21 protein-coding genes are annotated in these 22,722 nt (G+C 60.6%); 14 read left to right on the forward strand and 7 right to left on the reverse strand.

Going from position 1 to position 22,722, the window contains the following annotated elements:
* Window positions 1-46 precede the first annotated feature (46 nt).
* Window positions 47-319 (forward strand): DUF1652 domain-containing protein, encoded by a 273-nt coding sequence (locus tag AB4N98_RS03080; protein WP_017530507.1) that lies wholly within the window; start codon window positions 47-49, stop codon window positions 317-319.
* Here the strand turns inward: AB4N98_RS03080 and AB4N98_RS03085 are convergent.
* From AB4N98_RS03085 to AB4N98_RS03095, 3 genes are all read right to left on the reverse strand, one after another.
* On the reverse strand, window positions 282-1,475 hold the full coding sequence (locus AB4N98_RS03085; RefSeq protein WP_065878656.1) for an MFS transporter: 1,194 nt from the start codon (window positions 1,473-1,475) through the stop codon (window positions 282-284). The genes AB4N98_RS03080 and AB4N98_RS03085 overlap by 38 nt on opposite strands.
* 75 nt (window positions 1,476-1,550) lie before the next feature.
* On the reverse strand, window positions 1,551-1,859 hold the full coding sequence (locus AB4N98_RS03090; RefSeq protein WP_065878658.1) for an RcnB family protein: 309 nt from the start codon (window positions 1,857-1,859) through the stop codon (window positions 1,551-1,553).
* Window positions 1,860-1,918: 59 nt separating this feature from the next.
* Entirely contained in the window at window positions 1,919-2,929 is a 1,011-nt protein-coding gene (locus AB4N98_RS03095) for a terpene synthase family protein (protein ID WP_065878661.1), read from the reverse strand.
* 216 nt (window positions 2,930-3,145) lie between these two features.
* Between AB4N98_RS03095 and AB4N98_RS03100 the strand changes: the two genes are divergently transcribed.
* From AB4N98_RS03100 to AB4N98_RS03110, 3 genes are all read left to right on the forward strand, one after another.
* Window positions 3,146-5,302, forward strand: coding sequence for a WG repeat-containing protein (locus AB4N98_RS03100; protein ID WP_068934565.1), 2,157 nt, complete (start codon window positions 3,146-3,148; stop codon window positions 5,300-5,302).
* Between the two features lie 117 nt (window positions 5,303-5,419).
* Complete coding sequence (locus AB4N98_RS03105) at window positions 5,420-5,977, forward strand: helix-turn-helix domain-containing protein (protein WP_017530503.1); 558 nt, start codon at window positions 5,420-5,422, stop codon at window positions 5,975-5,977.
* An 11-nt stretch (window positions 5,978-5,988) separates the two neighbouring features.
* The gene (locus tag AB4N98_RS03110) at window positions 5,989-7,335 is read left to right on the forward strand and encodes a glutamine synthetase family protein (RefSeq protein ID WP_065878668.1); all 1,347 of its coding nucleotides are present in this window, start codon (window positions 5,989-5,991) and stop codon (window positions 7,333-7,335) included.
* Between the two features lie 86 nt (window positions 7,336-7,421).
* Here the strand turns inward: AB4N98_RS03110 and AB4N98_RS03115 are convergent, their stop codons facing one another.
* Window positions 7,422-8,312 carry a LysR family transcriptional regulator gene (locus AB4N98_RS03115; protein ID WP_017530501.1) on the reverse strand — a complete coding sequence of 297 codons (891 nt, stop codon included), beginning with the start codon at window positions 8,310-8,312 and terminating at the stop codon, window positions 7,422-7,424.
* Between the two features lie 129 nt (window positions 8,313-8,441).
* Between AB4N98_RS03115 and AB4N98_RS03120 the strand changes: the two genes are divergently transcribed.
* The 6 genes from AB4N98_RS03120 to AB4N98_RS03145 all read left to right on the forward strand — a co-directional run bounded on the left by AB4N98_RS03120 (window position 8,442) and on the right by AB4N98_RS03145 (window position 16,164).
* A complete protein-coding gene (locus tag AB4N98_RS03120; protein WP_460149233.1) occupies window positions 8,442-10,088 on the forward strand; it encodes a GMC family oxidoreductase in 1,647 nt (548 codons plus the stop codon).
* A gap of 65 nt (window positions 10,089-10,153) precedes the next feature.
* A complete protein-coding gene (locus AB4N98_RS03125; protein ID WP_017530499.1) occupies window positions 10,154-11,776 on the forward strand; it encodes an MFS transporter in 1,623 nt (540 codons plus the stop codon).
* Window positions 11,777-11,938: 162 nt separating this feature from the next.
* The gene (locus tag AB4N98_RS03130) at window positions 11,939-13,888 is read left to right on the forward strand and encodes a DNA topoisomerase III (protein ID WP_065878670.1); all 1,950 of its coding nucleotides are present in this window, start codon (window positions 11,939-11,941) and stop codon (window positions 13,886-13,888) included.
* 132 nt (window positions 13,889-14,020) lie between these two features.
* A complete protein-coding gene (locus AB4N98_RS03135) occupies window positions 14,021-14,461 on the forward strand; it encodes a CBS domain-containing protein (RefSeq protein ID WP_065878672.1) in 441 nt (146 codons plus the stop codon).
* Between the two features lie 8 nt (window positions 14,462-14,469).
* The gene (locus tag AB4N98_RS03140; RefSeq protein WP_017530496.1) at window positions 14,470-15,315 is read left to right on the forward strand and encodes an NAD-dependent protein deacetylase; all 846 of its coding nucleotides are present in this window, start codon (window positions 14,470-14,472) and stop codon (window positions 15,313-15,315) included.
* 519 nt (window positions 15,316-15,834) lie between these two features.
* Complete coding sequence (locus AB4N98_RS03145) at window positions 15,835-16,164, forward strand: hypothetical protein (RefSeq protein WP_017530495.1); 330 nt, start codon at window positions 15,835-15,837, stop codon at window positions 16,162-16,164.
* Window positions 16,165-16,226: 62 nt separating this feature from the next.
* Here AB4N98_RS03145 and AB4N98_RS03150 read toward each other — a convergent pair whose 3' ends face one another.
* Window positions 16,227-17,129, reverse strand: a complete 903-nt coding sequence (locus AB4N98_RS03150; RefSeq protein ID WP_460149236.1) for a LysR family transcriptional regulator — start codon at window positions 17,127-17,129, stop codon at window positions 16,227-16,229.
* A 136-nt stretch (window positions 17,130-17,265) separates the two neighbouring features.
* Here AB4N98_RS03150 and AB4N98_RS03155 point away from each other — a divergent pair, with 136 nt between their 5' ends.
* The 3 genes from AB4N98_RS03155 to AB4N98_RS03165 are packed head-to-tail and all read left to right on the forward strand — an operon-like array spanning window position 17,266 to window position 19,850.
* Window positions 17,266-17,964 (forward strand): CoA transferase subunit A, encoded by a 699-nt coding sequence (locus tag AB4N98_RS03155; protein ID WP_460149238.1) that lies wholly within the window; start codon window positions 17,266-17,268, stop codon window positions 17,962-17,964.
* A gap of 33 nt (window positions 17,965-17,997) precedes the next feature.
* Window positions 17,998-18,657: a CoA transferase subunit B gene (locus tag AB4N98_RS03160; RefSeq protein ID WP_032886654.1), complete on the forward strand. Its 660-nt coding sequence runs from the start codon at window positions 17,998-18,000 to the stop codon at window positions 18,655-18,657.
* Window positions 18,658-18,668: 11 nt separating this feature from the next.
* Entirely contained in the window at window positions 18,669-19,850 is a 1,182-nt protein-coding gene (locus AB4N98_RS03165; protein WP_460149240.1) for an acetyl-CoA C-acetyltransferase, read from the forward strand.
* A gap of 120 nt (window positions 19,851-19,970) precedes the next feature.
* Here the strand turns inward: AB4N98_RS03165 and AB4N98_RS03170 are convergent, their stop codons facing one another.
* A complete protein-coding gene (locus AB4N98_RS03170) occupies window positions 19,971-20,390 on the reverse strand; it encodes a PaaI family thioesterase (RefSeq protein WP_223496323.1) in 420 nt (139 codons plus the stop codon).
* Between the two features lie 157 nt (window positions 20,391-20,547).
* Here AB4N98_RS03170 and AB4N98_RS03175 point away from each other — a divergent pair, with 157 nt between their 5' ends.
* Window positions 20,548-21,336: a DUF4349 domain-containing protein gene (locus AB4N98_RS03175; protein WP_223496326.1), complete on the forward strand. Its 789-nt coding sequence runs from the start codon at window positions 20,548-20,550 to the stop codon at window positions 21,334-21,336.
* Here AB4N98_RS03175 and AB4N98_RS03180 read toward each other — a convergent pair whose 3' ends face one another.
* Window positions 21,337-22,422: a DUF1615 domain-containing protein gene (locus tag AB4N98_RS03180; protein ID WP_065878678.1), complete on the reverse strand. Its 1,086-nt coding sequence runs from the start codon at window positions 22,420-22,422 to the stop codon at window positions 21,337-21,339.
* Window positions 22,423-22,722: the final 300 nt, after the last annotated feature.

The raw sequence follows: 22,722 nt of genomic DNA on the forward strand, positions 1-22,722 counted from the left end.
AATCAATAACCTTTAAAGCATGAACCTATGCTTTGAAGGAACCCGCATGTTTACCCTCGCCCAACTGCGAAATTGCATCGAAGAAGGTTTGTCGCCCCTGACCTGCGAATTTACGCTGTGCCGGGATGCGTCCTTGACCCTCAAGGTCTACGACGCCGAAACCGGCCGGGTGGACCTGGTGGTCACCGGGATCAGCACCAACCGGCTGCAGACGCCGCAGGAAGTGGAAAAGATGGTTGAAGAGTTGCGCTACGAACTGCACAGCAACAACGTAGGCAAACTCACGCTGGAGGATTGGCCTTCAACGACGCCCCGATGAAATAGAACACCCCACCGCCGATGATAAAGGCACCCAGCATGTAGAACATGGAGTGCGCCGGCAGGCTGGCCAATACCAGCCCACACAACACCGGCCCCAATGCCGCGCCAAGGTTGGACAGATTCTGCGCCCCGTAGTACATGCCCCGCAGGTGGTCCGGGGCGATTCGGTCGATAAACATGTACTCGGCCGGGAACACGATAATCTCCCCTACCGTGAACACCGCCATCGCCAGCACCCACCACAGCACGCTGGTGGACAACGCAAAACCAATCAACCCCAGCATGAACATGCTCAAGCCGACAATCAGCCACTGGCTCAGATAACGATGGGAGATACGCTTGCCAATCAGGTATTGCAGGGCGATCACCAGCACGGCGTTGGTGGTGAGCACGGCACTGATCACGGTGTAGGTGTATTCGGCGGTGGTGGTGGTCACCAGGTATTGCGACAGGTATGCCGTGAACTGTCCGAACACCACCGCACTGAGCAGGCCGCCGAGGGTGAAGCACACCAGACGGTGGTCCTTGAGCAGCACACCGCCCACCGCCAGGAATGACACCGGTTTTTGTGCGACATCCACACGGGTCAGCGTGCGGTCGCCCCAATGCCAGTACAGCAGGAAGAACCCCGCCCCCAACAGCGCCGACAGCATAAATGGCAAGCTGATATCCAGCTTGGCCACCATCGCCCCGAAAAACGGCCCTACCGCATAACCGATATTGGTCAGGGTGTATTTGATGGAAAACACTTCGCTGCGTGCGTCTTCAGGCAACAGGCTGGCAAACCCGGCCTTTACCGCGATGTCGATGACCGCGTAGGCCAGGTTGATCAGAATCAGGCAGCTATAAAACGCCCAGATGGTCTGCGCCAGCAGCGTGCCGATAAACCCCAGCACAAACAGCAGGCTCATGCCGAGCAGCAAACGATAGTTGTTGATGCGGTCAACAAGAAAACCACCATAGACACTCAACAACGAACCGACGATCAGCGAACTGCCGATCACCAGGCCGACCTGGCTGATATCCAAGGCAAAGTGACGGGTGAGGTAGATCACCAGGTACGGAAACGTGATCGCTTTGGCCAGCGTCAGCAGCAACGTGGCACACAGCAACAGGTTTACGGTGCGAGGGTAATTTCTAAGGGTGGCAAGCATCCTGCTCTCATTCTTCCAGAGGTAACGCGACCATAGAGGCCGGTTACCTTAACGCAAGAACAGCCAAAAAGGAGGTCACTTTTTAACAGGCGTGATCTCCAGAATGGTGCCGTTGGTGGTTTTGAGCAGCACGTATTTATCGCCCACGCGGGCCCACTGGCTTTCTTCTTCCGGCTGTTTGAGGCCGCGTTTTTTCCAGTCGCTGATGGCCGACTCCTTGCGCATCAGAATATCCGGAGCACGGTCGCCCTCTCTTAAATCACGGGCGTTGATGTTGGAAGGCTGCACGGTTTCCTGGGGAGTATCACCGGCCTGCACCACAAAGCTGGCGGTGGACAGGCTGGCAGCGACTAAAACGCAGGCAAGCAGGGATTTGGACGTCATGGGTACTCCTTCAATGAATGGCGCGTACCCAGGTTCCGACCGCAGGCGCGCGCAATCATTCACCGAATGAAATCGGCCTGGTATCGCGCGCTATGTTTGTGCCACTCCAGATTCCCTGCCACCCATGCCTTAAGCCCCATGAGGTAGCGTTGCAGCAGCGGGGTTGCGTCCGTCAATAGCGCACGCTCAACTGCTTCGTATTGATGCATCACGTCGTCATGGATATCGGCAATCCTGTTGATCGCTTCCTGAAGGGAGCAGTGGTGTTGTGCCGCCAGCAGATACGGCAGTTTGAACGTGCCAACCTCGTTCAGGTGCTCCTTGTAGGCCGAGTACAAATCGTTGACCAAGGTAGTAGCAAGGGACGCCAGGGCCGTGACACGGTGCACCTGCGGTTGCGAATACAGATTGGCCGGGACTTCATAACCGCCGACGGGGTCGATCAAGACCAGGCACGGCCAGAAGCTGTTGATATGCCGACTGGCAAGGTACTCGGCGACAGTCGGCCGGGTGCCATACACACGCCAGGCTCCCTCGGCGGCCATCGCTACAAACATTGCAATACTGATTTGGCGCACCCTGGCAACTTGGGACGGTGTGCAAAACTGGCTGACGCGCCGCATATACGCGCGCAGGCCAATCAGCACCGGATCGCAGTTGAGCTGAATGTCCAGTTGAGCATCAAAAGGCGCAGGCAGGTAAGCGGGGTCCATGGCGGCAATCGCAAACGATAAGCGCGGCGCGACTTGGCGGGGATCGCAGCCAAGTGAACGGTCGTCGCAATAATGGTCGTCGACGGCAAACAATGCCGCCAGGCATTGGCCCTGGAGCAGCAGCCGGTCGGGATCATCGGTATCCACATGGCACAACATGGCGTAGCGACCAAAATCCGAGGCGCGAATTTTGTCCCGTTTGCCGGGAAAAATACCGATATGTTCGATCCATTTCATAAGCCGCTCATTCACCTCCCGCCCCAATGCTTCGTCGATGCGGATGGGAGAGGGGCAATGAAGCGCCCGCACCGTAAAGGGCGGAATAACCGACGTTGGGTCAGCAGAACACTCGTTCATAGCAATATGCCTTTATCTTTGCGACTGGGCAGTACTGCTGACCCGACTGCGTGAAGGATGTGTATGAAAACTAGCGAATAACCTCTCGTTTCTCCATGGCGCGAATAGAACAATTGGCTCTATTAAGGTCAGCTCGAACAAACTGCGTGCGCCCGGCACGTCCGCCACCGTTCACCTGCTAACCTTGCGCCAGCCCTATTCTCGAGTCTGACAATAATGAAAACCGCCCTGACCCGAACCAAACTCCTCGCCAGTTCCTTGGTGGTTATCGCCATACTCGGTGGCGCGACCTATTACCTGGTTGACCGTCACGTTGTCACAGGCTTGGTCAGCGGCCCCGACTACAGTGAAGAACAGCTCAATGAAGGGGCGGTGGACGACCTACATAGCCTGACACTGGAGCAAGCGAAAAAACGCCTGAACTACCTGGTGATGGATGCACGCGACAGCATCAACCAGATCGCAATGATCGAGAGCATGCGCCTGGAGATTTCGCCGGTAGCCGACACCGCCGCGTCGTCCGGCGAGAAAAAACAGCTGCGCTATGACGAGCCTTTCGTGCCCTTCCCCGCTGCCGAGCTGAAAACGGCGCTGGAAGCGCTCGCGCAGAAGATGCCTGCGTTCGAGCAGTTGTTCTTCGACAACCAGTCGGGGCTGAAACTGAATGTGGAGCCGATCCGCGAGGTGCTCAAGCGTGGCGCCCTGCCCGACCAGCGCGAGGAAGAACGTTATGCGGTACAAACCGTGTACTTTCGCGACGGGACGCAACAACACTTTGCCGCTGTTGGGGTCGACAACGCAGAGGAGCAGGACACGTCCAAAGTCGAACTCAAGGTCAATAAGCCGGTGGAGCGCGTCAGTGTCACTCTCACGTACCCGAGCTACCCCGGCGTCAAAAAAATCGTGCTGGACGCGAAACATCCGAAAGTCACCGGCGACGACGGTGAGGTCTACCAGTTGACTGCCCTGGCTGACGATCGCGCGTCCCTGCTGCTGGCCACCCCCAAGAACAAGAGCTACGTGATCGAGGGTCTCAGCGCCGACGGCAAGACGCTCTACAGCGGCGGTAACAGCAGCAACTCCTCACCTACCGCCGAGCAAAAGGCCAACCTGCGCGCGTACTATGACGAACTGCTGCGCATGCAGGACAATTTCTCGCGCTATACCACCAGCGCCGCGCTGCAGGAACACCTGGAGCAATTCGTCAAAGGCCTGCCGGATAGCGCCGGCGCCCTGACCAACGTGCACGCCACCTACCAGTTCGAAGACACCCCGGCGAGCATCGTCATCTACCTGCTGGACCCCGCCCAACCGCAAACCCTGGCGCTGGAGATGCACAACAGCGTGCCAGCCCAGGCTCGCTATATCGCTTACGACAACGCCACGCAAAAAAGCGGCTTTATCGACAACCACGGGCAATGGGTGGTCAAGCCGCGCTTTGAGCGCATCGAGTACAGCCCGATGCCTGGTGTGTTCAACATGCAGGTGGGCCGCACACCGCAGAAAGATGGTTGGAGCCAGTTGCTGTTCAAATACTTTGCGTTCGTGCCCGGCGGGCATACGTTGAAGGAATTGCCGTTCGAGATTATCGAGAAACCTATCAACGCGGACCTGATGATCGTCGAACGCGAAACCAACGGCCCTTATGGCGTGTACGACGTGAAGAAACAGCAGGTGGTGGTGCCGATGAAATACGTCAATGTCGAGGTAGTCGGCGACCTGTTCATTGGCCGGCCCGGGCTGAAGACCTACGGGGGCGATTCGTCCTATGGCGTGTGGAACCTGGCCGGCAAGGAACTGCTGGCGCCGCGGTTCTCCAACATCGAAGTCATCGGTGACTTCCTCTACAGCACCTCCGATGACGGTCGCCAGAAAGACATCTACACCCTGCAATTGCAAAAGCTCAACCCACCCGGCAGCACGGCCATCGGGGCGTTTATCCAAGGCCAGCCGCAACTGCTGCAAGACCGCAAGAGCGGGAAGTACCGCTTCATCAACCCAGAAGGCAAAAGCGTGCCCATCAGCCTGCCCTATGACGAAGTCGAACCGTTCTCCAACGGCATGGCCGTGGTCAAAAAGGGTGAACACTACGGCGCGCTCGATCTCACCGGCAAGCTGCGCGTGCCCCTCAAATACACCCGACTCAACCCCTTCCAGAAAAACCTCGCCTCGGCGGAAATGGATGGTTTCAGGGGCCTGGTACTGATCGACAAAAACAACACCCTGGTGAAAAAGCTTGGCTCGTACACCACCTACAGCCTACCCACCAACAGCAACGACGCGACTTACAGCATCTGGGACGCGAAAAACGAAAACCGGGTGAATGTGTTCAATGCCGACGGGGAGCAGGTGGACAGCTACGAACGCGAGTAACCACCGCTGCGGTGAGGGAGCAAGCTCCCTCGCCACCCGGAGTCAACGACCTGGCTCGCCATTGCCAGCATGAAATTAATCCTGTATTTTTTCATGAAATTTTTAGACGTAAATTTCATGACACCACAAGAAGAACTCGCTACCCTCGCGGCCTTGATCCACGATCTGCGCAAGCACAAGAAGCTGACCCTGGCCCAACTTGCCGAAAAAATCGAACGTTCGGTGGGCTTTGTGTCCCAGGTCGAACGTGGCCTGTCGCGCCCCACCGTGGCCGATCTCACCGCCATCAGCCACGCCCTTGATGTGCCCACCACGTATTTCTACAGCCAGCCCAAACCCAAGGCGGTCGACTGGATCACCCGCCCCAACGAGCGGCGCACGCTGTATTACGCCAACGGCATCACCGACATCCTGGTCTCCCCCAGCATGAACGGTGCCTTTTCCATGCTCGACAGCCTGCTGGCACCCGGCGCCAACAGCGGTGAACAGCCCATGAGCGACCGCGCCGAGCAAGCCGGTTTTGTGCTGGAGGGCGAGTTGACGCTGTGGGTGGAGGATGAGGCCGATGCGGTCACCCTCGGCCCTGGCGACAGTTTTCACCTGGCCAGTTTTGCGCATTGCCGCTATGCCAACCTGACCGACCTGCCCGCCCGCGTGCTGTGGGTCTACAACTAGGAGCAACACCCGTGAAAAGCCATTCCCCCGCGTTGCTCGCCGAAGTACGGACCTTTCGCCAGCAGCATCCCGACGTGCGTTATGTCGACCTGATCGCCCTGGATATACCCGGACACTTCTACGGCAAGCGTTACCCCATCGAGATGCTGGAAAAGGTCGCCGCCGGCAGCCCGTTGAAACTGCCGCAGAACGCAGTGCTGCTCGGGGCTCAGGGTGGCTTGTTCAACATCGGCGATTACTGCTTCAACGACGGTGACCCCGACGCCAACCGCCGCCTGGTGCCGGGAACGCTCAAGCCAGTGAGCTGGGAATCGCAACCCTTGGGGCAAATGTTGATCACCTCCGACGGCACCGAAGCGCCTATCGAATTCGAACCTCGGGAAGTGCTGGCCAAGGTGCTCGAGCGCCTGCGCCACAAAGGTATTCATCCGGTGGTCGCGTTTGAGCTGGAGTTCTACCTGTTCGACAAAAAACTCGACCACGGCCTGCCGCAGTTCGCCCGCGACCCACTGAGCGACGATGCCGATGACCAGCCCAACCTGCATATCGAACGGCTGTCGCGTTTCAGCGAGGTGCTCAATGACATGGCGCAGACAGCCAGGGACCAGGGCATCGACATCACGGTGATCACCGCCGAACTCGGCCCGGGCCAGTTCGAGATCAACTTCGGCCACCAGGACGACAGCCTGCGCGCCGCCGACTGGGCCGCACTGTTCTGCCGCAGCACCCGTGGCGTGGCGCTCAAGCAGGGTTACCGAGCCAGTTTCATGGCCAAGCCGTACCTGCAATTTCCGGGCAGTGGCATGCACGTGCATGTGAGTCTCTATGACGGTGCGGGCAATAACCTGCTGGCGGCCCACCAACAGCAACCGCTGCGCCATGCCGTGGCCGGATGCCTGGAATTGCTGCCGCACTGCATGCCGATCTTCGCGCCCAACCACAACGCCTTCCGCCGCCTGGGCGGCACCGTGAACGCCGCCACCCGCGCCTGCTGGGGGTTTGAAGACCGTGATGCGTGCGTTCGCATCCCCGAGTCCGACCCGCGTAACTTGCGTATCGAACATCGCCTGGCCAGTGCCGACGCGAACCCGTACCTGGTGCTGGCGGCGATCCTTGTTGGCCTGGAACATGGCCTTGAAGCCAGGCAGGAACCCATCGCGCCCCTGAACGAGGACCGCACCAGCGGCGCCGACTTCCCCGTGGAAATGCTCGACGCCGTGCGCGCCATGCAACATCAACCTGTGTTGCGCGATAAGCTTGGCGCCGAATTTGTCGACGTGTACTGCGAGAACAAACGCCAGGATCACCTGGCCTTTCAACAAGAAATCAATGCGCGCGAATACCGCTGGTTTCTCTGACGATGGCACTCCCATGACCGCCCACAGCGCCCCGGCTCTCAAGGAAGTCGTTAACGGCGTGCCACTTTCCCAGCCGGTTTTATCGGTCAGGCCTCGCCCAGCAACAGCTTTTGCTCGCGCGCGCACAACTCCACCACGTAATCCCACAACACGCGCAGGCGCACCGACTTGTGCAGCTCCCGGCGCGAACTGATCCAGTAGCTGCGCTGGATGCCCTCCTCGGGCAGCAATGCCACCAGGTCCGGGTCGCCGGCGGCCATGAAGCAGGGCAGCACCGCGATGCCCAACCCCGAGCGTGCCGCCTGTTGCTGGGCGATGACGCTGGTGCTGTGGAACACCACTTTGGGGTTGCGGCAGAAACTGCTGAGGAACTTCAATTCCTGGCTGAAGAGCAGGTCGTCCACATAATCAATCCACGAATGAGCCGCGAGATCTTCGCGCTTTTCAATCGGCGGATTGCGCTCCAGGTAGGCACGGCTGGCGTAAAGGGAGAGGCGGTAATCGGTAAGCTTGCGCGTGACCAGTTGATCGACGCTGGGGCGTTCGAGGTGGATGCTGATTTCCGCTTCGCGGTTGAGGATGCTCACAAAGCGCGGCACCGCTACCAGCTCCACTTCCAACCCCGGGTAGCGTTCGAACAGCCCACTCATGCGCCCGGCCAGAAACATCACACCCAGGCCTTCGGCCACGCCGAGGCGGATCTTGCCCAAGGGCGCGGCGCAATGGGTGAGTTCGTCTTCGGCCAACAGCGCGACGTTTTCCATGGCTTCGGCGTGTTTGAGCAGGGCTTCGCCGGAGGGGGTCAATTCGTAGCCTTGGGCGTGCTGCACGAACAACGCCGTGCCGAGGCTTTTTTCAATGGCCTCGATATGCCGCGCCACGGTGGCATGGGTGGTCTTCAAACGTTGCGCGGCGGTGAGCAGGCGGCCGCTGCGCTGCAACTCAAGAAAGAACCGCAGGTCATTCCAGTCGAACATGTCGCCTCCATTCCATCAGCCTGGGCAGCGCTGTTTAAAAACGCACAGCAGCTGGGTAAAAACTAACATTTTTAAGACGAAAACTAACAACTAGGATGGGGCCAATAAGAAAAACAAGCGAGACCTCAGATGCCCATTGCAGCTGCTGAATATGATTACGTGGTAGTAGGCGCCGGCCCCGCAGGCTGCCTGCTGGCCAATCGACTGTCCGCCAACCCCGCCCACCGCGTGCTGCTGCTCGAAGCCGGTGGTCGCGACAATTACCCCTGGATCCATATCCCCGTCGGCTACCTGTTCTGCATCGGTAACCCGCGCACCGACTGGTGCTTCAAGACCGAAGCCCAGGAAGGCCTGCAAGGGCGTGCGCTGAGTTACCCACGGGGCAAAGTGCTGGGCGGCTGCTCGTCCATCAACGGCATGATTTATATGCGCGGCCAGGCCCGGGACTACGACGGCTGGGCGGCCGAAGGCAACTCCGGCTGGGCCTGGAAAGACGTGTTGCCGCTGTTCAAGCAAAGCGAAAACCACTTTGCCGGCAGCTCGGAGTTCCACAGCGACGGCGGTGAATGGCGGGTCGAGCAACAGCGATTATCGTGGCCGATCCTTGATGCCTTCCGTGAAGCGGCGGCGCAGAGCGGTATCGCGCCTATCAATGACTTCAACCAGGGCGACAACGAGGGCTGCGGCTACTTCCAGGTCAACCAGAAAGCCGGGGTGCGCTGGAACGCGGCCAAGGCGTTTCTCAAGCCGATCCGCCAACGGCCCAACCTCACCGTGCTGACTGGCGTGGAAGTAGACCGCGTACTGCTGGAAAACGGCTGCGCCTCAGCCGTGGTCGGGCGCCAGCACGGCCAGCAGGTGCAGTGGAAGGCGCGCAAGGAAATCGTACTCTGCGCCGGCGCCGTCGGTTCGCCAGGCATTCTGCAACGCTCGGGCATCGGCCCCGCCGGCGTGCTCAAGCCGCTGGGCATCGAGGTGCTGCACGACCTGCCCGGCGTCGGCGGTAACCTGCAGGACCACCTGCAACTGCGCCTGATCTACAAGCTGGAAAACGCCCGCACCCTGAACCAGATCGCCGGCTCCGTATGGGGCAAGATGGGCATGGGCCTGCGCTACCTGTATGACCGCAGCGGCCCGCTGTCGATGGCGCCCAGCCAGCTCGGTGCATTTGCCCGTTCCGGCCCGGAGCAGACCTCGGCCAACCTTGAATACCATGTGCAACCCCTGTCCCTGGAGCGTTTTGGCGAGCCGTTGCACGGGTTCCCGGCGTTCACCGCCTCGGTGTGTGACCTGCGCCCGCAGAGCCGTGGACGTATCGATATCCGTTCGGCCAACCCGGCGGATGCGCCGCTGATCCGGCCCAACTACCTCAGCCATCCCGAAGACCTGCGCGTGGCCGCCGATGCGATTCGCCTGACCCGACGCATCGTCGCCGCCCCGGCCCTGGGCCAGTTCAACCCGGTCGAATATCTACCGGGCGATTCACTGCAGACCGAAGCCCAACTGCACGAAGCCGCGGCGCGTATCGGCACGACAATCTTTCACCCGGTGGGCACCTGCCGCATGGGCAGCGACAAAGACGCGGTGGTCGATGCGCAATTGCGCGTGCATGGCGTACCCGGCCTGCGCATCGCCGATGCCTCGATCATGCCGCGTATCACCTCCGGCAACACCTGTTCACCGACGCTGATGATCGCGGAGAAAGCCGCGCAACTGATCCTTTCGCCGCCTACAAGGAGCCTCGCCCCGGAGAAAGAACTGATTCATGCAATCTGAATAGCGGCGCCGTACCCGGCGCCGACAGTGGAACAACAATAAATAATCACTGTGAGGGCTACCCGATGTCAGAACACGCTCAAACCCTGGGCTCGACGCGCGACGCGAGCACCAGCAACGACTCCAAGAAAGTCATCTTCGCCTCGTCCCTGGGGACGGTGTTCGAGTGGTATGACTTTTTCCTCTACGGCGCCCTGGCGGCGGTGATCAGCAAGCAATTCTTCGCCGGGGTCAACGACACCACAGCGTTTATCTTTGCCTTGATGGCCTTTGCGGCCGGCTTTGTGGTGCGCCCATTCGGCGCGTTGGTGTTCGGCCGCCTGGGCGACATGATCGGGCGCAAGTACACCTTCCTCGTCACCATCATCCTGATGGGCGTGGCGACCTTCTGTGTCGGACTGTTGCCCAATTACGCGAGCATCGGCATCGCAGCCCCGATCATCCTGATCGTGCTGCGCATGCTGCAAGGCCTGGCGCTGGGCGGCGAGTACGGCGGCGCGGCCACCTATGTGGCGGAACACGCGCCGGCCGGCAAGCGCGGCTTGCACACCAGCTGGATTCAATCCACCGCGACCATCGGCCTGCTGCTGTCGCTGCTGGTGGTGCTGGCCTGCCGTTACTTCACCGGTGACCAGTTCGAGGTGTGGGGCTGGCGGATTCCGTTCCTGTTCTCCATCGTGCTGCTGGGCATTTCCACCTGGATCCGCATGAGCCTGCATGAGTCGCCTGCGTTCCTGAAAATGAAAGAGGAAGGCAAGGCCAGCAAGGCGCCGATCCGTGAGTCGTTCGGCAAATGGGAAAACCTCAAGGTGGTGCTGATCGCGCTGTTCAGCATCAACGGCGGGCAAGCCGTGACCTTCTACGCGGCGCAGTTTTATGTGCTGTTCTTCCTCACACAGTTCCTGAAGATGGACCCGGCGCTGGCCAACATGCTGCTGATCATCAGCGTGGTGATTGGTGCACCGTTCTTCATCTTGTTTGGCTGGCTGTCGGACAAAGTCGGGCGCAAGCCGGTGCTGATGCTCGGCCTGCTGCTGGCAACCGTGCTGTACTTCCCGATCTTCAAAAGCCTGGCGCACTACACCAACCCGGCGATGGACCAGGCCAGCCGCCAGGCACCGATCACCGTGCTCGCCGACCCCGCCACCTGCACCTTCCAGTTCGACCCGGTGGGCAAGGCGCGTTTTGACAGCCCATGCGACAAGGTCAAGACCTTCCTGGTCAAACAAGGCCTGCCGTACAGCAGCGTCGCCGCACCTGCCGGCAGCCCGGTGCAGGTGAGCATCGGTGAGGTGCGCATCGACGGCTTTGACGAACAAGCACTGCGTGGCGCCGTGACCCTGGCCGGCTACCCGAGTTCGGCGGATGTGGCGCAGGTCAACAAAGTGATGGTGGTGGTGCTGATCGTCGCACTGATCCTGATTGCGGCCATGTGCTACGGCCCGCTCGCGGCGTTGATGGTGGAGCTGTTCCCGACGCGTATCCGCTACACCTCGATGTCGCTGCCCTACCACATCGGTAACGGCTGGTTTGGCGGGTTCCTGCCGACCGTGTCGTTTGCGCTGGTGGTGTATACCGGGGATATCTTCTACGGCTTGTGGTACCCGGTGGTGATTACCGGGGTGAGCCTGATTGTGGGGTTGTTCTGCCTCAAAGAAACCCGGCATGTGGATATCGATAAGAACTGATTCGACACACACCGCGACCTCTGTGGGAGGGGAGCAAGCCCCCTCTCACATTAAAAGTTCAACCAGCCACACACATTGCTGTACATCCATACAGATAATAGTTGCCGAATCGGCCTTGACTGCGCATCCTGCACAGCATCAACCCGATCTGATGTGACGACCATGCGGCTGTACCTCTGTGAAAAACCCTCCCAGGCCAAGGACATCGCGGCCGTGCTCGGTGCCAGCCGACGCGGCGACGGCTGCTGGCTGGGCAATGGGGTCACCGTCACCTGGTGCATCGGCCACCTGCTGGAAACCGCCCCGCCCGATGCCTACGACGCCAAGTACAAACGCTGGGTGCTGGCCGACCTGCCGATCGTCCCGGAAAAATGGAAAATGCAGGTCAAGCCCAAGACCGCCAGCCAGTTCAAGGCCGTCAAGCGCTTGCTGGGGGAGGCCCAGGAACTGGTGATCGCCACGGACGCCGACCGCGAGGGCGAGATGATCGCCCGCGAGCTGGTGGAGCATTGCCGCTATCGCGGGCCGATTCAGCGCCTGTGGCTGTCGGCGCTGGACGATGCCTCCATTCGCAAGGCCCTGGCGGCGCTCAAGCCCGGCGCGCAAACGTTCAGCCTGTATCACTCGGCCCTGGGCCGCTCGCGCGCCGACTGGCTGATCGGCATGAACATGAGCCGCCTGTTTACCCTGCTTGGACGTCAATCCGGCTATCAAGGTGTGTTGCCGGTGGGCCGGGTGCAAACGCCGACCTTACGCCTGGTGGTGGACCGCGACCGCAGCATCGCCGATTTCGTACCGGTGGCTTACTGGGCCATCGATGTGGACCTGCGCCACGCGCGCATGACCTTCACCGCGCAATGGCGCGCAGCCGAGGACGCCTGCGACGATCAAGGTCGCTGCCTCAACCCGCGACTGGCCCGCGAAGCCGCCGATGCAATGAGCAATGCCGCCAGCGCCCGGCTGCTGAAACTGCGCACCGAGCGCATGCGCGAGGTGGCGCCCCTGCCCTTCGATCTCGGCACGCTGCAGGAGATCTGCTCCAAGAAGCTCGGCCTCGGCGCCCAGGAAACCCTGGATATCGCCCAGTCGCTCTACGAAACCCACAAAGCCATCACCTACCCGCGCAGTGACTGCGGCTACCTGCCATTGAGCCAGCACAGCGAGGCCCCGAAGATTCTTGCCGCGCTGGGCCGCGCCGACCCGGCGGTGGCCGAGCTGATGCCCCATGTCGATCCGCAGCGTCGCTCACGGGCCTGGAACGACGCCAAGGTCAGCGCCCACCACGGCATCATCCCCACCGGGGCCGGCAAGGAGGTGGGGCAACTCAGTGGCAAGCATCGCGCGGTATACACGCTGATTCGCGCGCGGTACCTGGCGCAGTTCCTGCCCAACCATGAGTACGATCGCACCCAGGCGGATTTCGACTGTGCCGGGTTTGCGTTGCGCGCGGTGGGCAAAGTCATCATCGAACCGGGCTGGAAGCGCGCCCTGCCAGAAGCCCTGGCGCCAGCCAAGGGCCGTGAGGCCCCCGCACCGCAAGCCCTGCCGGCGCTGATGCAGGGCCAGGACTATGCCGTGGCCAAGGTCAACCTCAAGGACCTGTGGACCCAACCGCCCAAGCCCTACACCGAAGGCGACCTGATCAAGGCGATGAAAAACGTCGCCAAACTGGTGGAGGACCCGCTGCTCAAGCAAAAGCTCAAGGACACCACCGGCATCGGCACCGAAGCCACCCGTGCCGGGATTATCCAAGGGCTGCTGGACCGAGGCTACCTGGTCAAAAACGGCAAGGCGCTATCGGCCACCCCGGCGGCGTTCAGCCTAATCGACGCGGTACCCCGTGCCATCGCAGATCCTGGCACCACCGCCATCTGGGAGCAGGCGCTGGACATGGTGCAAAGCGGCGAGATGAGCCTGGAAGAATTCGTCGCCAAGCAGGCTGCCTGGATGAGCAAACAGGTAGCGCGCTGCAATGGCATGCGCATGACCATCACCGGCCCCGCCAGTCCGGCGGGCAAAGGCGCCACGCCATGGAAAAACAAGCGCAAAACCGCATCACGCAAAGCAGCGGCCAGCCCCAAGCGCGGTAAAAAACCGGTTATTGCAGGGTAAACGTACAAAAAAACCGGTAAATGACGTTTTTCGACGGGTTTAACGCCGCTTTAGATCTTGCCCCGACGCAGGCGGTCTAGGATTCTGTAGGTGACCCGCTGACGTCCCAATAACAACTCCGGAGTGGCTGCCATGAAAACCGTCGCACAATTGCTCAAAGCCAAGGACCAAAAAAACCAGGACGTCCACACCATCAAATGGGATCACACCGTGTTTGAAGCGCTGGTGCGCATGTCGGAGAAAAACGTCGGTGCCTTGCCGGTGGTCAAGGATGACGTGGTGGTGGGCATCATCAGCGAACGTGACTACGCGCGCAAAATCATGCTCAAGGGCCTGTCGTCGGTCACCACCAAGGTCCACGAAGTGATGAGTTCGCCAGTGATCACCGTCGATACCCATAAAAGTGTCGAAGAGTGCATGAACATCATGACCGACAGTCACCTGCGCCACCTGCCCGTGGTCGAAGACGGCAAACTGCTGGGCCTGCTCTCCATCGGTGACCTGGTCAAGGAAGCCATCGCGGAACAGGCTGACCTGATCAAGCAACTGGAGCAGTACATCCGCGGCGAATAGGAGAAACCATGCTCGATACCCTGGCACATCAGGAAGACCATCTCGATACCTTGTACCGAGCCATGGCCGATCGACGCTTTCTGGTGTTGACGGGGGCAGGCATCAGCACATCATCGGGAATCCCCGACTACCGCGACAGCGAAGGGGTGCGTCGAGGCAAGGCGCCGATGATGTACCAGGAATTCCTGGCCACCGCGCAAGCACGACGCCGTTACTGGGCGCGGGCGATGCTCGGCTGGCCGCGAGTACGCATCGCCCAGCCGAACAATGCCCATAGGGCGCTCGCGAACCTGCAACAGCGCCAGCGCATCACCGGCCTTGTTACCCAGAACGTCGACACCCTGCATGATCAAGCCGGCAGCCATGATGTGATCGAGTTGCACGGTAGCCTGCACCGCGTGCTTTGCCTGGATTGCGGGCAGTGCAGCCAGCGCGATGTGATCCAGCGAATGATGGAGCTTGATAACCCCTACCTGGCCGGCGTCGATGCCGTGCAGGCACCCGATGGCGATACCCTGCTCGACCCGGCGTTTGAAGAGCGCTTCCAGGTCCCACACTGCCCCCACTGCGGCGGCCAACGCTTGAAGCCGGATGTGGTGTTTTTCGGCGAGAACGTCGCCCCACCGACGGCGGCGAAGGCAATGGCTGCAGTGGAGTGTGCAGAAGGACTGCTGGTGGTGGGCTCGTCGCTGATGGCTTATTCGGCGTTTCGCCTGTGCAAGGCCATGGTCGAGCAAGGCAAGCCGGTGATCGCTATCAACCTGGGCAAGACCCGTGGGGATGAACTGTTGCAGGTGAAAATCCAAGCCTCTTGCGAGGCGCTGTTGCCGCTGCTTGCAGAGCGACTCGGATAGGGCAAACAACACACGGCAATGAGGGGCTTGCGTGGAGTTTCCCCCTCGTTCAAGCGACCAACCGTTCCAAAAAATGACGCCAAGGTCACGTTTCCACGCATCCCACCGCCCCGCCTGAAGTTTATGTAGTGCGCAAAAATAATCACTACATAACCGTTGACGTAACCTTTTTGTCCTTGCATGATCTAGACGTCTCCCGCATCGGGAGCGTTGGTAACAGATGTTTTGAAAGCGCTCGTCTGACCGCCGAGCTGTTTTTTCCGGATGTGCACTGCCCACAAGGCAGATTGATGAAGCTGACCGGTTCCGAAAGGAACGGGTACAAGAAGCTCAAAGGCTGCTTGTCTTCGTTATGAATGCATTGCGTAGCAGTTCATCAGCAAAACTACATGCATCAGGTTCAAGACCCTGCCCGTATTCGGCAGACCGTCACTGACGCCCGGCGTTTAACGCCGGAGACAACTAAGCAGTTTTAACGGAATCAACTGATAGATCGCCAACTGGTCAAGGGGCTTACACATGAATCTGAACAATCAACCTACTATCGATGAATTGGCTGAGATGTTCGCAGCGCAGAAAGATACACTCGACGATCATATTCTGTGGGTAGGAAAATCGGGCGAAGTGCAAATTGACTGCCTGGCGCCCCATACCGAAGAAGCCGAGTTTGACCGCAATCACCGTGAGCTGGCGGCGCGCCTGAAGATGTACCGCCGCGGCCAGGGTTATGTCGGCAAGAAGGCCGCAGCCGATCGCAACTTTATCGAGCAGGTATTCGACACACTTAACCATGCTTGGGACTCTTTCAAAGACAGCTCGCAAGTTAAAGTGATCGATCGTTACTACTAACTAAATCTCGACCTCAAGTGGGAGTTGGCTTGCCAACTCCCACTTGTGTTTGTTGGCACTTTTCAAAAAGTTGGAAACCTGCGTTGTTCCGCCTCACTGCGAAAAATATCGAATAACACCTGCGCCGCCGCCGACAGTTCATGCCCCGGCTTGGTCAACACGCCAATCGGTCGTTCGATCACCGGGCCATTCAATGTAATGCAATGGGCCCCCGCCTCCTCCATCTGCTGCGCGCATAACGCCGGCACGGCACTTACGCCCAGGCCGCTGGCAACCATCTTACCCACCGTTGCCAATTGATGGCTTTCCAGGGCCACGGGCAGTTTCATCTGCAAGGCACCCAAGTGCTCCTCCAGCATGACCCGCACGGTGGACGGCCGCTGCAAGGTGATGAAAGGCTGTTCCAGCAAGGTTTTCCAGGCGATCTCGTCACATTGCGCCAACGGCGAGTCACCCGGCACCACAGCGATGAAACGGTCCAGGTACAGCGGCGTAAACGCTAATGAAGACCCCTCTGCCGGCTCAAACGCAACGCCCAGCTCCACCTGGCGGTCGCGGACCATCTCCAGCACCTGCTCGTTGATCAGGTCATGCACCGTCACATTCACCTGAGGGTAACGCGCACGGAATATCTTCAGGATCGGCGGCAGTAAATTGCCTGCGAACGACGGCATCGCCGCCACCGTGACGCGCCCACGCTGCAAGGTAAAGCGCTGGCGCAGCTCATCTTCGGCATTGTCCCAGTCGGCAATCAATCGACGCGCCAACGGCAACAAGGATTCACCTTCGGGAGTCAGCGCCACGTTGCGGGTGTTACGGCTAAACAGGCGACCGCCCAGCCCTTCCTCCAGCCCCTTGATGGTCAGGCTCAGCGCCGACTGGGACAGGTGCAGGCGCTCGCAGGCAGCGGCAAAACTCAGGCTCTGGGCCACGGCCAGGAAGGCACGCATTTGTTTAACCGTCATGGCGCTGCTCCGAAAGGGATGGACTATGCTGTTTTCTAAATCAATCGACCTAAAAAAACAACTTAACAAATCAATGCGTCGGCGCAACACTCGGCTCATTGGCTGGCCCACACATAATAAATAGAGGTGCATGCACATGGCAGGTTTCGACAAACGCGTGGCGTCCTACGAGGAAGCACTGGCAGGCCTGGAAGACGGCATGACCGTGCTTGCCGGCGGTTTTGGCCTATGCGGCATTCCGGAAAACCTCATCAATGAGATCAAGCGCAAAGGCACTCGCGACCTGACGGTGGTTTCCAACAACTGCGGCGTCGACGGTTTTGGCCTGGGCGTGCTGCTGGAGCAAAAGCAGATCAGCAAAGTGATTGCCTCCTACGTGGGTGAAAACGCCCTGTTCGAGAAGCAATTGCTCAGCGGCGAAATCGAAGTAGTCCTCACCCCCCAAGGCACCCTGGCGGAAAAAATGCGCGCAGGCGGTGCCGGCATTCCGGCCTTCTTCACCGCCACCGGCGTCGGCACCCCCGTCGCCGAAGGTAAGGAAACCCGCGAATTCAACGGCCGCCCCTACCTGATGGAAGAGTCCATTATGGGCGACTTCGCCATCGTCAAAGGCTGGAAAGCCGACCACTTCGGCAACGTCATCTACCGCCACACCGCCCAGAACTTCAACCCACTGGCCGCCACCGCCGGCAAGATCACCGTGGTCGAAGTCGAGGAAATCGTCGAACCGGGCGAGCTGGACCCGGCGCAGATCCATACCCCTGGCATCTACGTCGACCGGATCATCTGCGGCACATTCGAAAAGCGCATCGAACAGCGCACCGTGCGCAAATAATCTGCCCCAGCCCGAACAATAAGGACTCATAAAATGGCTCTTACCCGCGAACAAATGGCTCAACGCGTCGCCCGCGAAATGCAGGACGGCTTTTACGTGAACCTCGGCATCGGCATTCCGACCCTGGTGGCCAACTACATCCCCGAAGGCATGGAAGTGATGCTGCAATCGGAAAATGGCCTGCTCGGCATGGGTCCGTTTCCGACCGAAGAAACCATTGACGCCGACATGATCAACGCCGGCAAACAAACCGTGACCGCGCGTATCGGCGCGTCGATCTTCTCCTCCGCCGAGTCCTTCGCAATGATTCGCGGCGGCCATGTCGACCTCACCGTGCTCGGTGCGTTTGAAGTGGACGTGCACGGCAACATCGCCTCGTGGATGATCCCCGGCAAGCTGGTGAAGGGCATGGGCGGCGCCATGGACCTGGTGGCCGGCGCGGAAAATATCATCGTGATCATGACCCATGCCTCCAAGGACGGTGAATCCAAGTTGCTCAGCCAATGCAGCCTGCCGCTGACCGGTGCCAACTGCATCAAGCGGGTACTGACGGACCTTGCGTACCTTGAAATCGAAAATGGCGCTTTTGTCCTCAAGGAACGCGCACCTGGCGTCAGCGTTGAAGAGATTGTGAGCAAGACCGCCGGTAAACTGATCGTCCCGGACCACGTTCCAGAAATGCACTTCCAGTGAGGACAGATTCCATGCAAGACGTCGTGATTGTTGCTGCCACCCGCACCGCCGTGGGCAGCTTCCAGGGTTCGCTGGCGAATATTCCGGCACCGGAACTGGGCGCCGCCGTCATCCGTCGCCTGCTGGAACAGACCGGTCTGGACCCGGCCCAGGTCGACGAAGTGATCCTCGGCCAGGTGCTCACCGCAGGCAGCGGCCAGAACCCGGCGCGCCAGGCCTCGATCCTCGCCGGCCTGCCCCACGCCGTGCCGAGCCTGACCCTGAACAAAGTCTGCGGTTCGGGCCTCAAGGCGCTGCACCTCGGTGCCCAGGCGATCCGTTGCGGCGACGCCGACGTGATCATCGCCGGCGGCATGGAGAACATGAGCCTGGCACCGTACGTACTGCCCGCTGCGCGCACCGGTTTGCGCATGGGCCACGCCAAGATGGTCGACAGCATGATCAGCGATGGCCTGTGGGATGCGTTCAACGACTATCACATGGGCATCACCGCCGAAAACCTGGTGGACAAGTACGGCATCAGCCGCGAAGCCCAGGATGCCTTTGCCGCCGCTTCTCAGCAAAAGGCCAGCGCGGCAATCGAAGCCGGACGCTTTGTCGACGAAATCACGCCGATCCTGATCCCGCAGCGCAAGGGCGACCCCGTAGCTTTCGCGGTGGACGAACAACCTCGCGCCGGTACCACCGCCGAATCGCTGGGCAAGCTCAAGCCGGCATTCAAGAAAGACGGCAGCGTAACCGCCGGCAACGCCTCCAGCCTCAATGACGGCGCGGCCGCCGTGTTGCTGATGAGCGCCGACAAAGCCAAGTCCCTGGGGCTGCCCGTCCTGGCCCGCATCGCCAGCTATGCCAACGCAGGCGTCGACCCGGCCATCATGGGCATCGGCCCGGTTTCGGCCACCCGTCGATGCCTGGACAAGGCCGGCTGGAAGCTCAGCGACCTGGACCTGATCGAAGCCAACGAAGCCTTCGCCGCGCAATCACTGGCGGTGGGCAAAGAGCTGGAGTGGGATGCCGACAAGGTCAACGTCAATGGCGGCGCCATCGCCATCGGCCACCCGATCGGTGCCTCGGGCTGCCGCGTGCTGGTGACCCTGCTGCATGAAATGATCAAGCGCGATGCCAAGAAAGGCTTGGCAACGTTGTGCATCGGTGGCGGCCAAGGCGTCGCCCTGGCCCTTGAACGCAGCTGATTCAAAGAGCAACACTGGAAAGGCCCGGTTCCACGAAAACCGGGCCTTTCCTTTATCCGGTAGACCTGAAAAAACGCCGTTCAAATGTGGGAGCAAGCCCCCTCCCACACCCGATCTTCGTTACCTGTGAGATTGAGGCACCGCAAACACCGCATTCGCCCGTGCCACCACCTTCTCCCCTATCTGCAGGCTCACCGTGGCAAACGCCATTTGGCGCCCGCGCTTGTGATGCTCCAACCGCACCACGACCCACTCCCCCACCTGCACCGCCCCCAGGTAATCCACGGTCATGCTCGCTGTAATCAATGGCAACGGCGGCTCGCTGGAAAACGCCATGGCGTAGCCCATGCCGATATCCGCCAGCGTCGCCAACACCCCGCCATGCACGGTGCCGCGCCCGTTGGCATGGCGATTGTCGGCGCGCAGGCCGATTTCTAATCCCAGGCCTTCGCCCCGGCAGTATGCCGGGCCAAGCAGATCCAGCAGTGGGCTGCTGCGGGGCAACGAAACAAACCCTTCGGGCACAGTGTGAGTGATCATGATGCGTTCTTCCTTGATGTCAGGCTCAAGATGTACGCCTGCTCCCGAACCCCGGCCACCACCATCAGGCGTGCAAATCTTGCGCGATACTTTGCGTTAATCCGCCGGACCCGCTTTAATCGCCGCCAATTTCCCCCGCACATCTTAAGGATCCGCAATGCGCCATCTGGACGGCAACCCGCTTCGCGTCCCGCTATTGATCTTGCTGACCGGCCTGGCGCTGGGCGGCTGCTCGCCCAAGGAGCACTCCCGCGCCGCCGCCATCAGTGGCGAACAAGGCCGGGCCGGCGCACAACTGGCCTACGAACACGAACTGACCTTGGCCCTGCCCGGCGCCCTGCTCGCGCCGCGCATGCAGGCCACCCGTGAGGCCTGCGAAACGGCGCGGTTCGGCGCCTGCAATATCCTGGGCATCACCGAAGACAGCAACGGCGGCGAGATCATCCTGCGCATCGCCCCCAACGGCGTAGAACCAATGGTCGCCCTGGCCGCTGAAGGCGGTAAGCTCGGCCAGCGCATCACGACCGCCGAGGATCTGGCCGACGCCGTCGACGATGTGCGCCGCCGCCAGGACCGCCTGCTAGCCCAGCAACAACGCCTCGACGAACTGGCCAAGCGCAAGGACATCACCGTCAGCGACCTGATCGCCTTGAGCAAGGAAGAGGCCGCCATCGAAAATGATCTGCAAGCGCTGGCCCAGGTCGCGGCCGGCCAGCAACGTCGTCTCGACACCAACCGTGTCACCTTGAACTTCCGCTCCGCGGACGGCGCGAACCAATCGTCACGCTTGAGCCGGATGTTCAGCAACCTGGGTACGAATATGCTGGAAGGCACCGCTGACGCCCTGGAACGCGCCAGTTACGTGCTGCCCTTCGTGATCCTGGCGTTCCCGGTGGTCTGGTTGTGGGTGTGGCTGTGGCGCAAGTTTGTGCGCCGCCGCACGTAGTCAGCGCTTCATACAGCGCTGATAGCGCTCATCGACGCGCTTGGCAAACCAGGCCGTGGTGAGGTTGCGGGTGATCTTCGGGCTCTTGAGCACGATGCCCGGCAGGATCGCCCGTGGCATCGGCGCGCCGTTGGCCTTGTCGGCCAGGGCAAACACGCGTTTGTAGAGGGTGGTGTCTTCAAAATCCAACCGCTCGCCCTGCTCCAGTTGGCTGCGAATGCTGGGGTTACGCACGTCCAGCCTGGCGCCCAGGGAACGTACCGCCAGTTCGGTGGTGCCGGGCAGCAATGAGCCATAACGGATCAAGTCGCCATCCAGCGCCAGCTCAGTGCCCGAAGCCCGGCTGACCGCCGCCTGGAACGCGGCATTGCGACTCGCGTACCAGCCGGCATTGAAGTCGGCGAAGCGGTACAGCGGCTGGTCGTAGTTCACCGGATAACCCAGCAAGTGGGCGATGCCGAAGTACATGCCGCCACGCCGGGTGAAAACCTCCCGACGAATCGTGCCGTCCACCGTGTAGGGATAACCCCGCGCCTGTTGCTGCGCAAAGTCGATGCTGACCTGCATCGGGCCGGCGGTATGCACCGGGTTGAAGCCGCCAAACAGGGTGTTGCCCAGTGGCACCATGCTGATGAAATCATCGAAGATACCGCTGAGATCTTTCTCGGTGCGCGCCGCGTTCAAACGGTCGGCGTAGGACTTGCCGCTGGGCGACTTCAGCTGCAGCGCGCTGCGCACCACAAAGGCCGGCACATGCACCTTGCCGGCCCGGCGCAGGATTTCGTCCTGGGCAATCTTGCCCATGTTCGGCACGGGTGGGTCGACCTGAAACGTCGACTCCTGCTCGGTTACCGCCAGCACGGCGCAGATGTTCTCGGTGCTGGGGTAGATCTTCTGGGTATCGAAGGCAGTGTAGATGTCCTGGGCCCAGCCATTGCGATCCGCTACCTTGGCCGGCAGCAAGCGCACGATCTGCGCCTTCACCTCGGCCTCGCTGCGCTCCGGCTGCTGCGGGCCGCGTGAAGTGGAACAACCGGCCAACACCAGCCAGGGGGTGAGGCACAGGATCAGGCGGCGTAGGGACATTGGGCTTCCTTGAAGGCGATGGGCCGGGCGTTGCGATATGGACCGGTAAGTCTGGCGTGGGTTCGCCAGGTTGCCGGGAACGTTCGGCCTGCGCCATCCCGCGCGGACACGCTTTTCCTCCGGTCGCACAGATACTGTGATTGACCCTACCGGTAACTTGAAGCTGTAGGACTGCTTAACCTGTAATCCAGCTCCTACGACGGCCCCCGCATTTACCCGAAGTTTTGGCGAAACCTCCTAGCCGTCCTGGCGAACAGCGCCGACTTCTTTACCTGATAAACCTCTCCAAAGTCTCTCGCC

It is taken from the genome of Pseudomonas sp. S3_E10 (assembly GCF_054667615.1).

Coding starts and splice junctions, on each gene's coding strand:
- AB4N98_RS03125 (WP_017530499.1), top strand. CDS start 10,154: ATGTCAGAACACGCTCAAACCCTGGGCTCGACGCGCGACGCGAGCACC.
- AB4N98_RS03135 (WP_065878672.1), top strand. CDS start 14,021: ATGAAAACCGTCGCACAATTGCTCAAAGCCAAGGACCAAAAAAACCAG.
- AB4N98_RS03150 (WP_460149236.1), bottom strand. CDS start 17,129: ATGACGGTTAAACAAATGCGTGCCTTCCTGGCCGTGGCCCAGAGCCTG.
- AB4N98_RS03160 (WP_032886654.1), top strand. CDS start 17,998: ATGGCTCTTACCCGCGAACAAATGGCTCAACGCGTCGCCCGCGAAATG.
- AB4N98_RS03090 (WP_065878658.1), bottom strand. CDS start 1,859: ATGACGTCCAAATCCCTGCTTGCCTGCGTTTTAGTCGCTGCCAGCCTG.
- AB4N98_RS03165 (WP_460149240.1), top strand. CDS start 18,669: ATGCAAGACGTCGTGATTGTTGCTGCCACCCGCACCGCCGTGGGCAGC.
- AB4N98_RS03100 (WP_068934565.1), top strand. CDS start 3,146: ATGAAAACCGCCCTGACCCGAACCAAACTCCTCGCCAGTTCCTTGGTG.
- AB4N98_RS03130 (WP_065878670.1), top strand. CDS start 11,939: ATGCGGCTGTACCTCTGTGAAAAACCCTCCCAGGCCAAGGACATCGCG.
- AB4N98_RS03080 (WP_017530507.1), top strand. CDS start 47: ATGTTTACCCTCGCCCAACTGCGAAATTGCATCGAAGAAGGTTTGTCG.
- AB4N98_RS03120 (WP_460149233.1), top strand. CDS start 8,442: ATGCCCATTGCAGCTGCTGAATATGATTACGTGGTAGTAGGCGCCGGC.
- AB4N98_RS03140 (WP_017530496.1), top strand. CDS start 14,470: ATGCTCGATACCCTGGCACATCAGGAAGACCATCTCGATACCTTGTAC.
- AB4N98_RS03170 (WP_223496323.1), bottom strand. CDS start 20,390: ATGATCACTCACACTGTGCCCGAAGGGTTTGTTTCGTTGCCCCGCAGC.
- AB4N98_RS03105 (WP_017530503.1), top strand. CDS start 5,420: ATGACACCACAAGAAGAACTCGCTACCCTCGCGGCCTTGATCCACGAT.
- AB4N98_RS03115 (WP_017530501.1), bottom strand. CDS start 8,312: ATGTTCGACTGGAATGACCTGCGGTTCTTTCTTGAGTTGCAGCGCAGC.
- AB4N98_RS03085 (WP_065878656.1), bottom strand. CDS start 1,475: ATGCTTGCCACCCTTAGAAATTACCCTCGCACCGTAAACCTGTTGCTG.
- AB4N98_RS03095 (WP_065878661.1), bottom strand. CDS start 2,929: ATGAACGAGTGTTCTGCTGACCCAACGTCGGTTATTCCGCCCTTTACG.
- AB4N98_RS03145 (WP_017530495.1), top strand. CDS start 15,835: ATGAATCTGAACAATCAACCTACTATCGATGAATTGGCTGAGATGTTC.
- AB4N98_RS03175 (WP_223496326.1), top strand. CDS start 20,548: ATGCGCCATCTGGACGGCAACCCGCTTCGCGTCCCGCTATTGATCTTG.
- AB4N98_RS03155 (WP_460149238.1), top strand. CDS start 17,266: ATGGCAGGTTTCGACAAACGCGTGGCGTCCTACGAGGAAGCACTGGCA.
- AB4N98_RS03180 (WP_065878678.1), bottom strand. CDS start 22,422: ATGTCCCTACGCCGCCTGATCCTGTGCCTCACCCCCTGGCTGGTGTTG.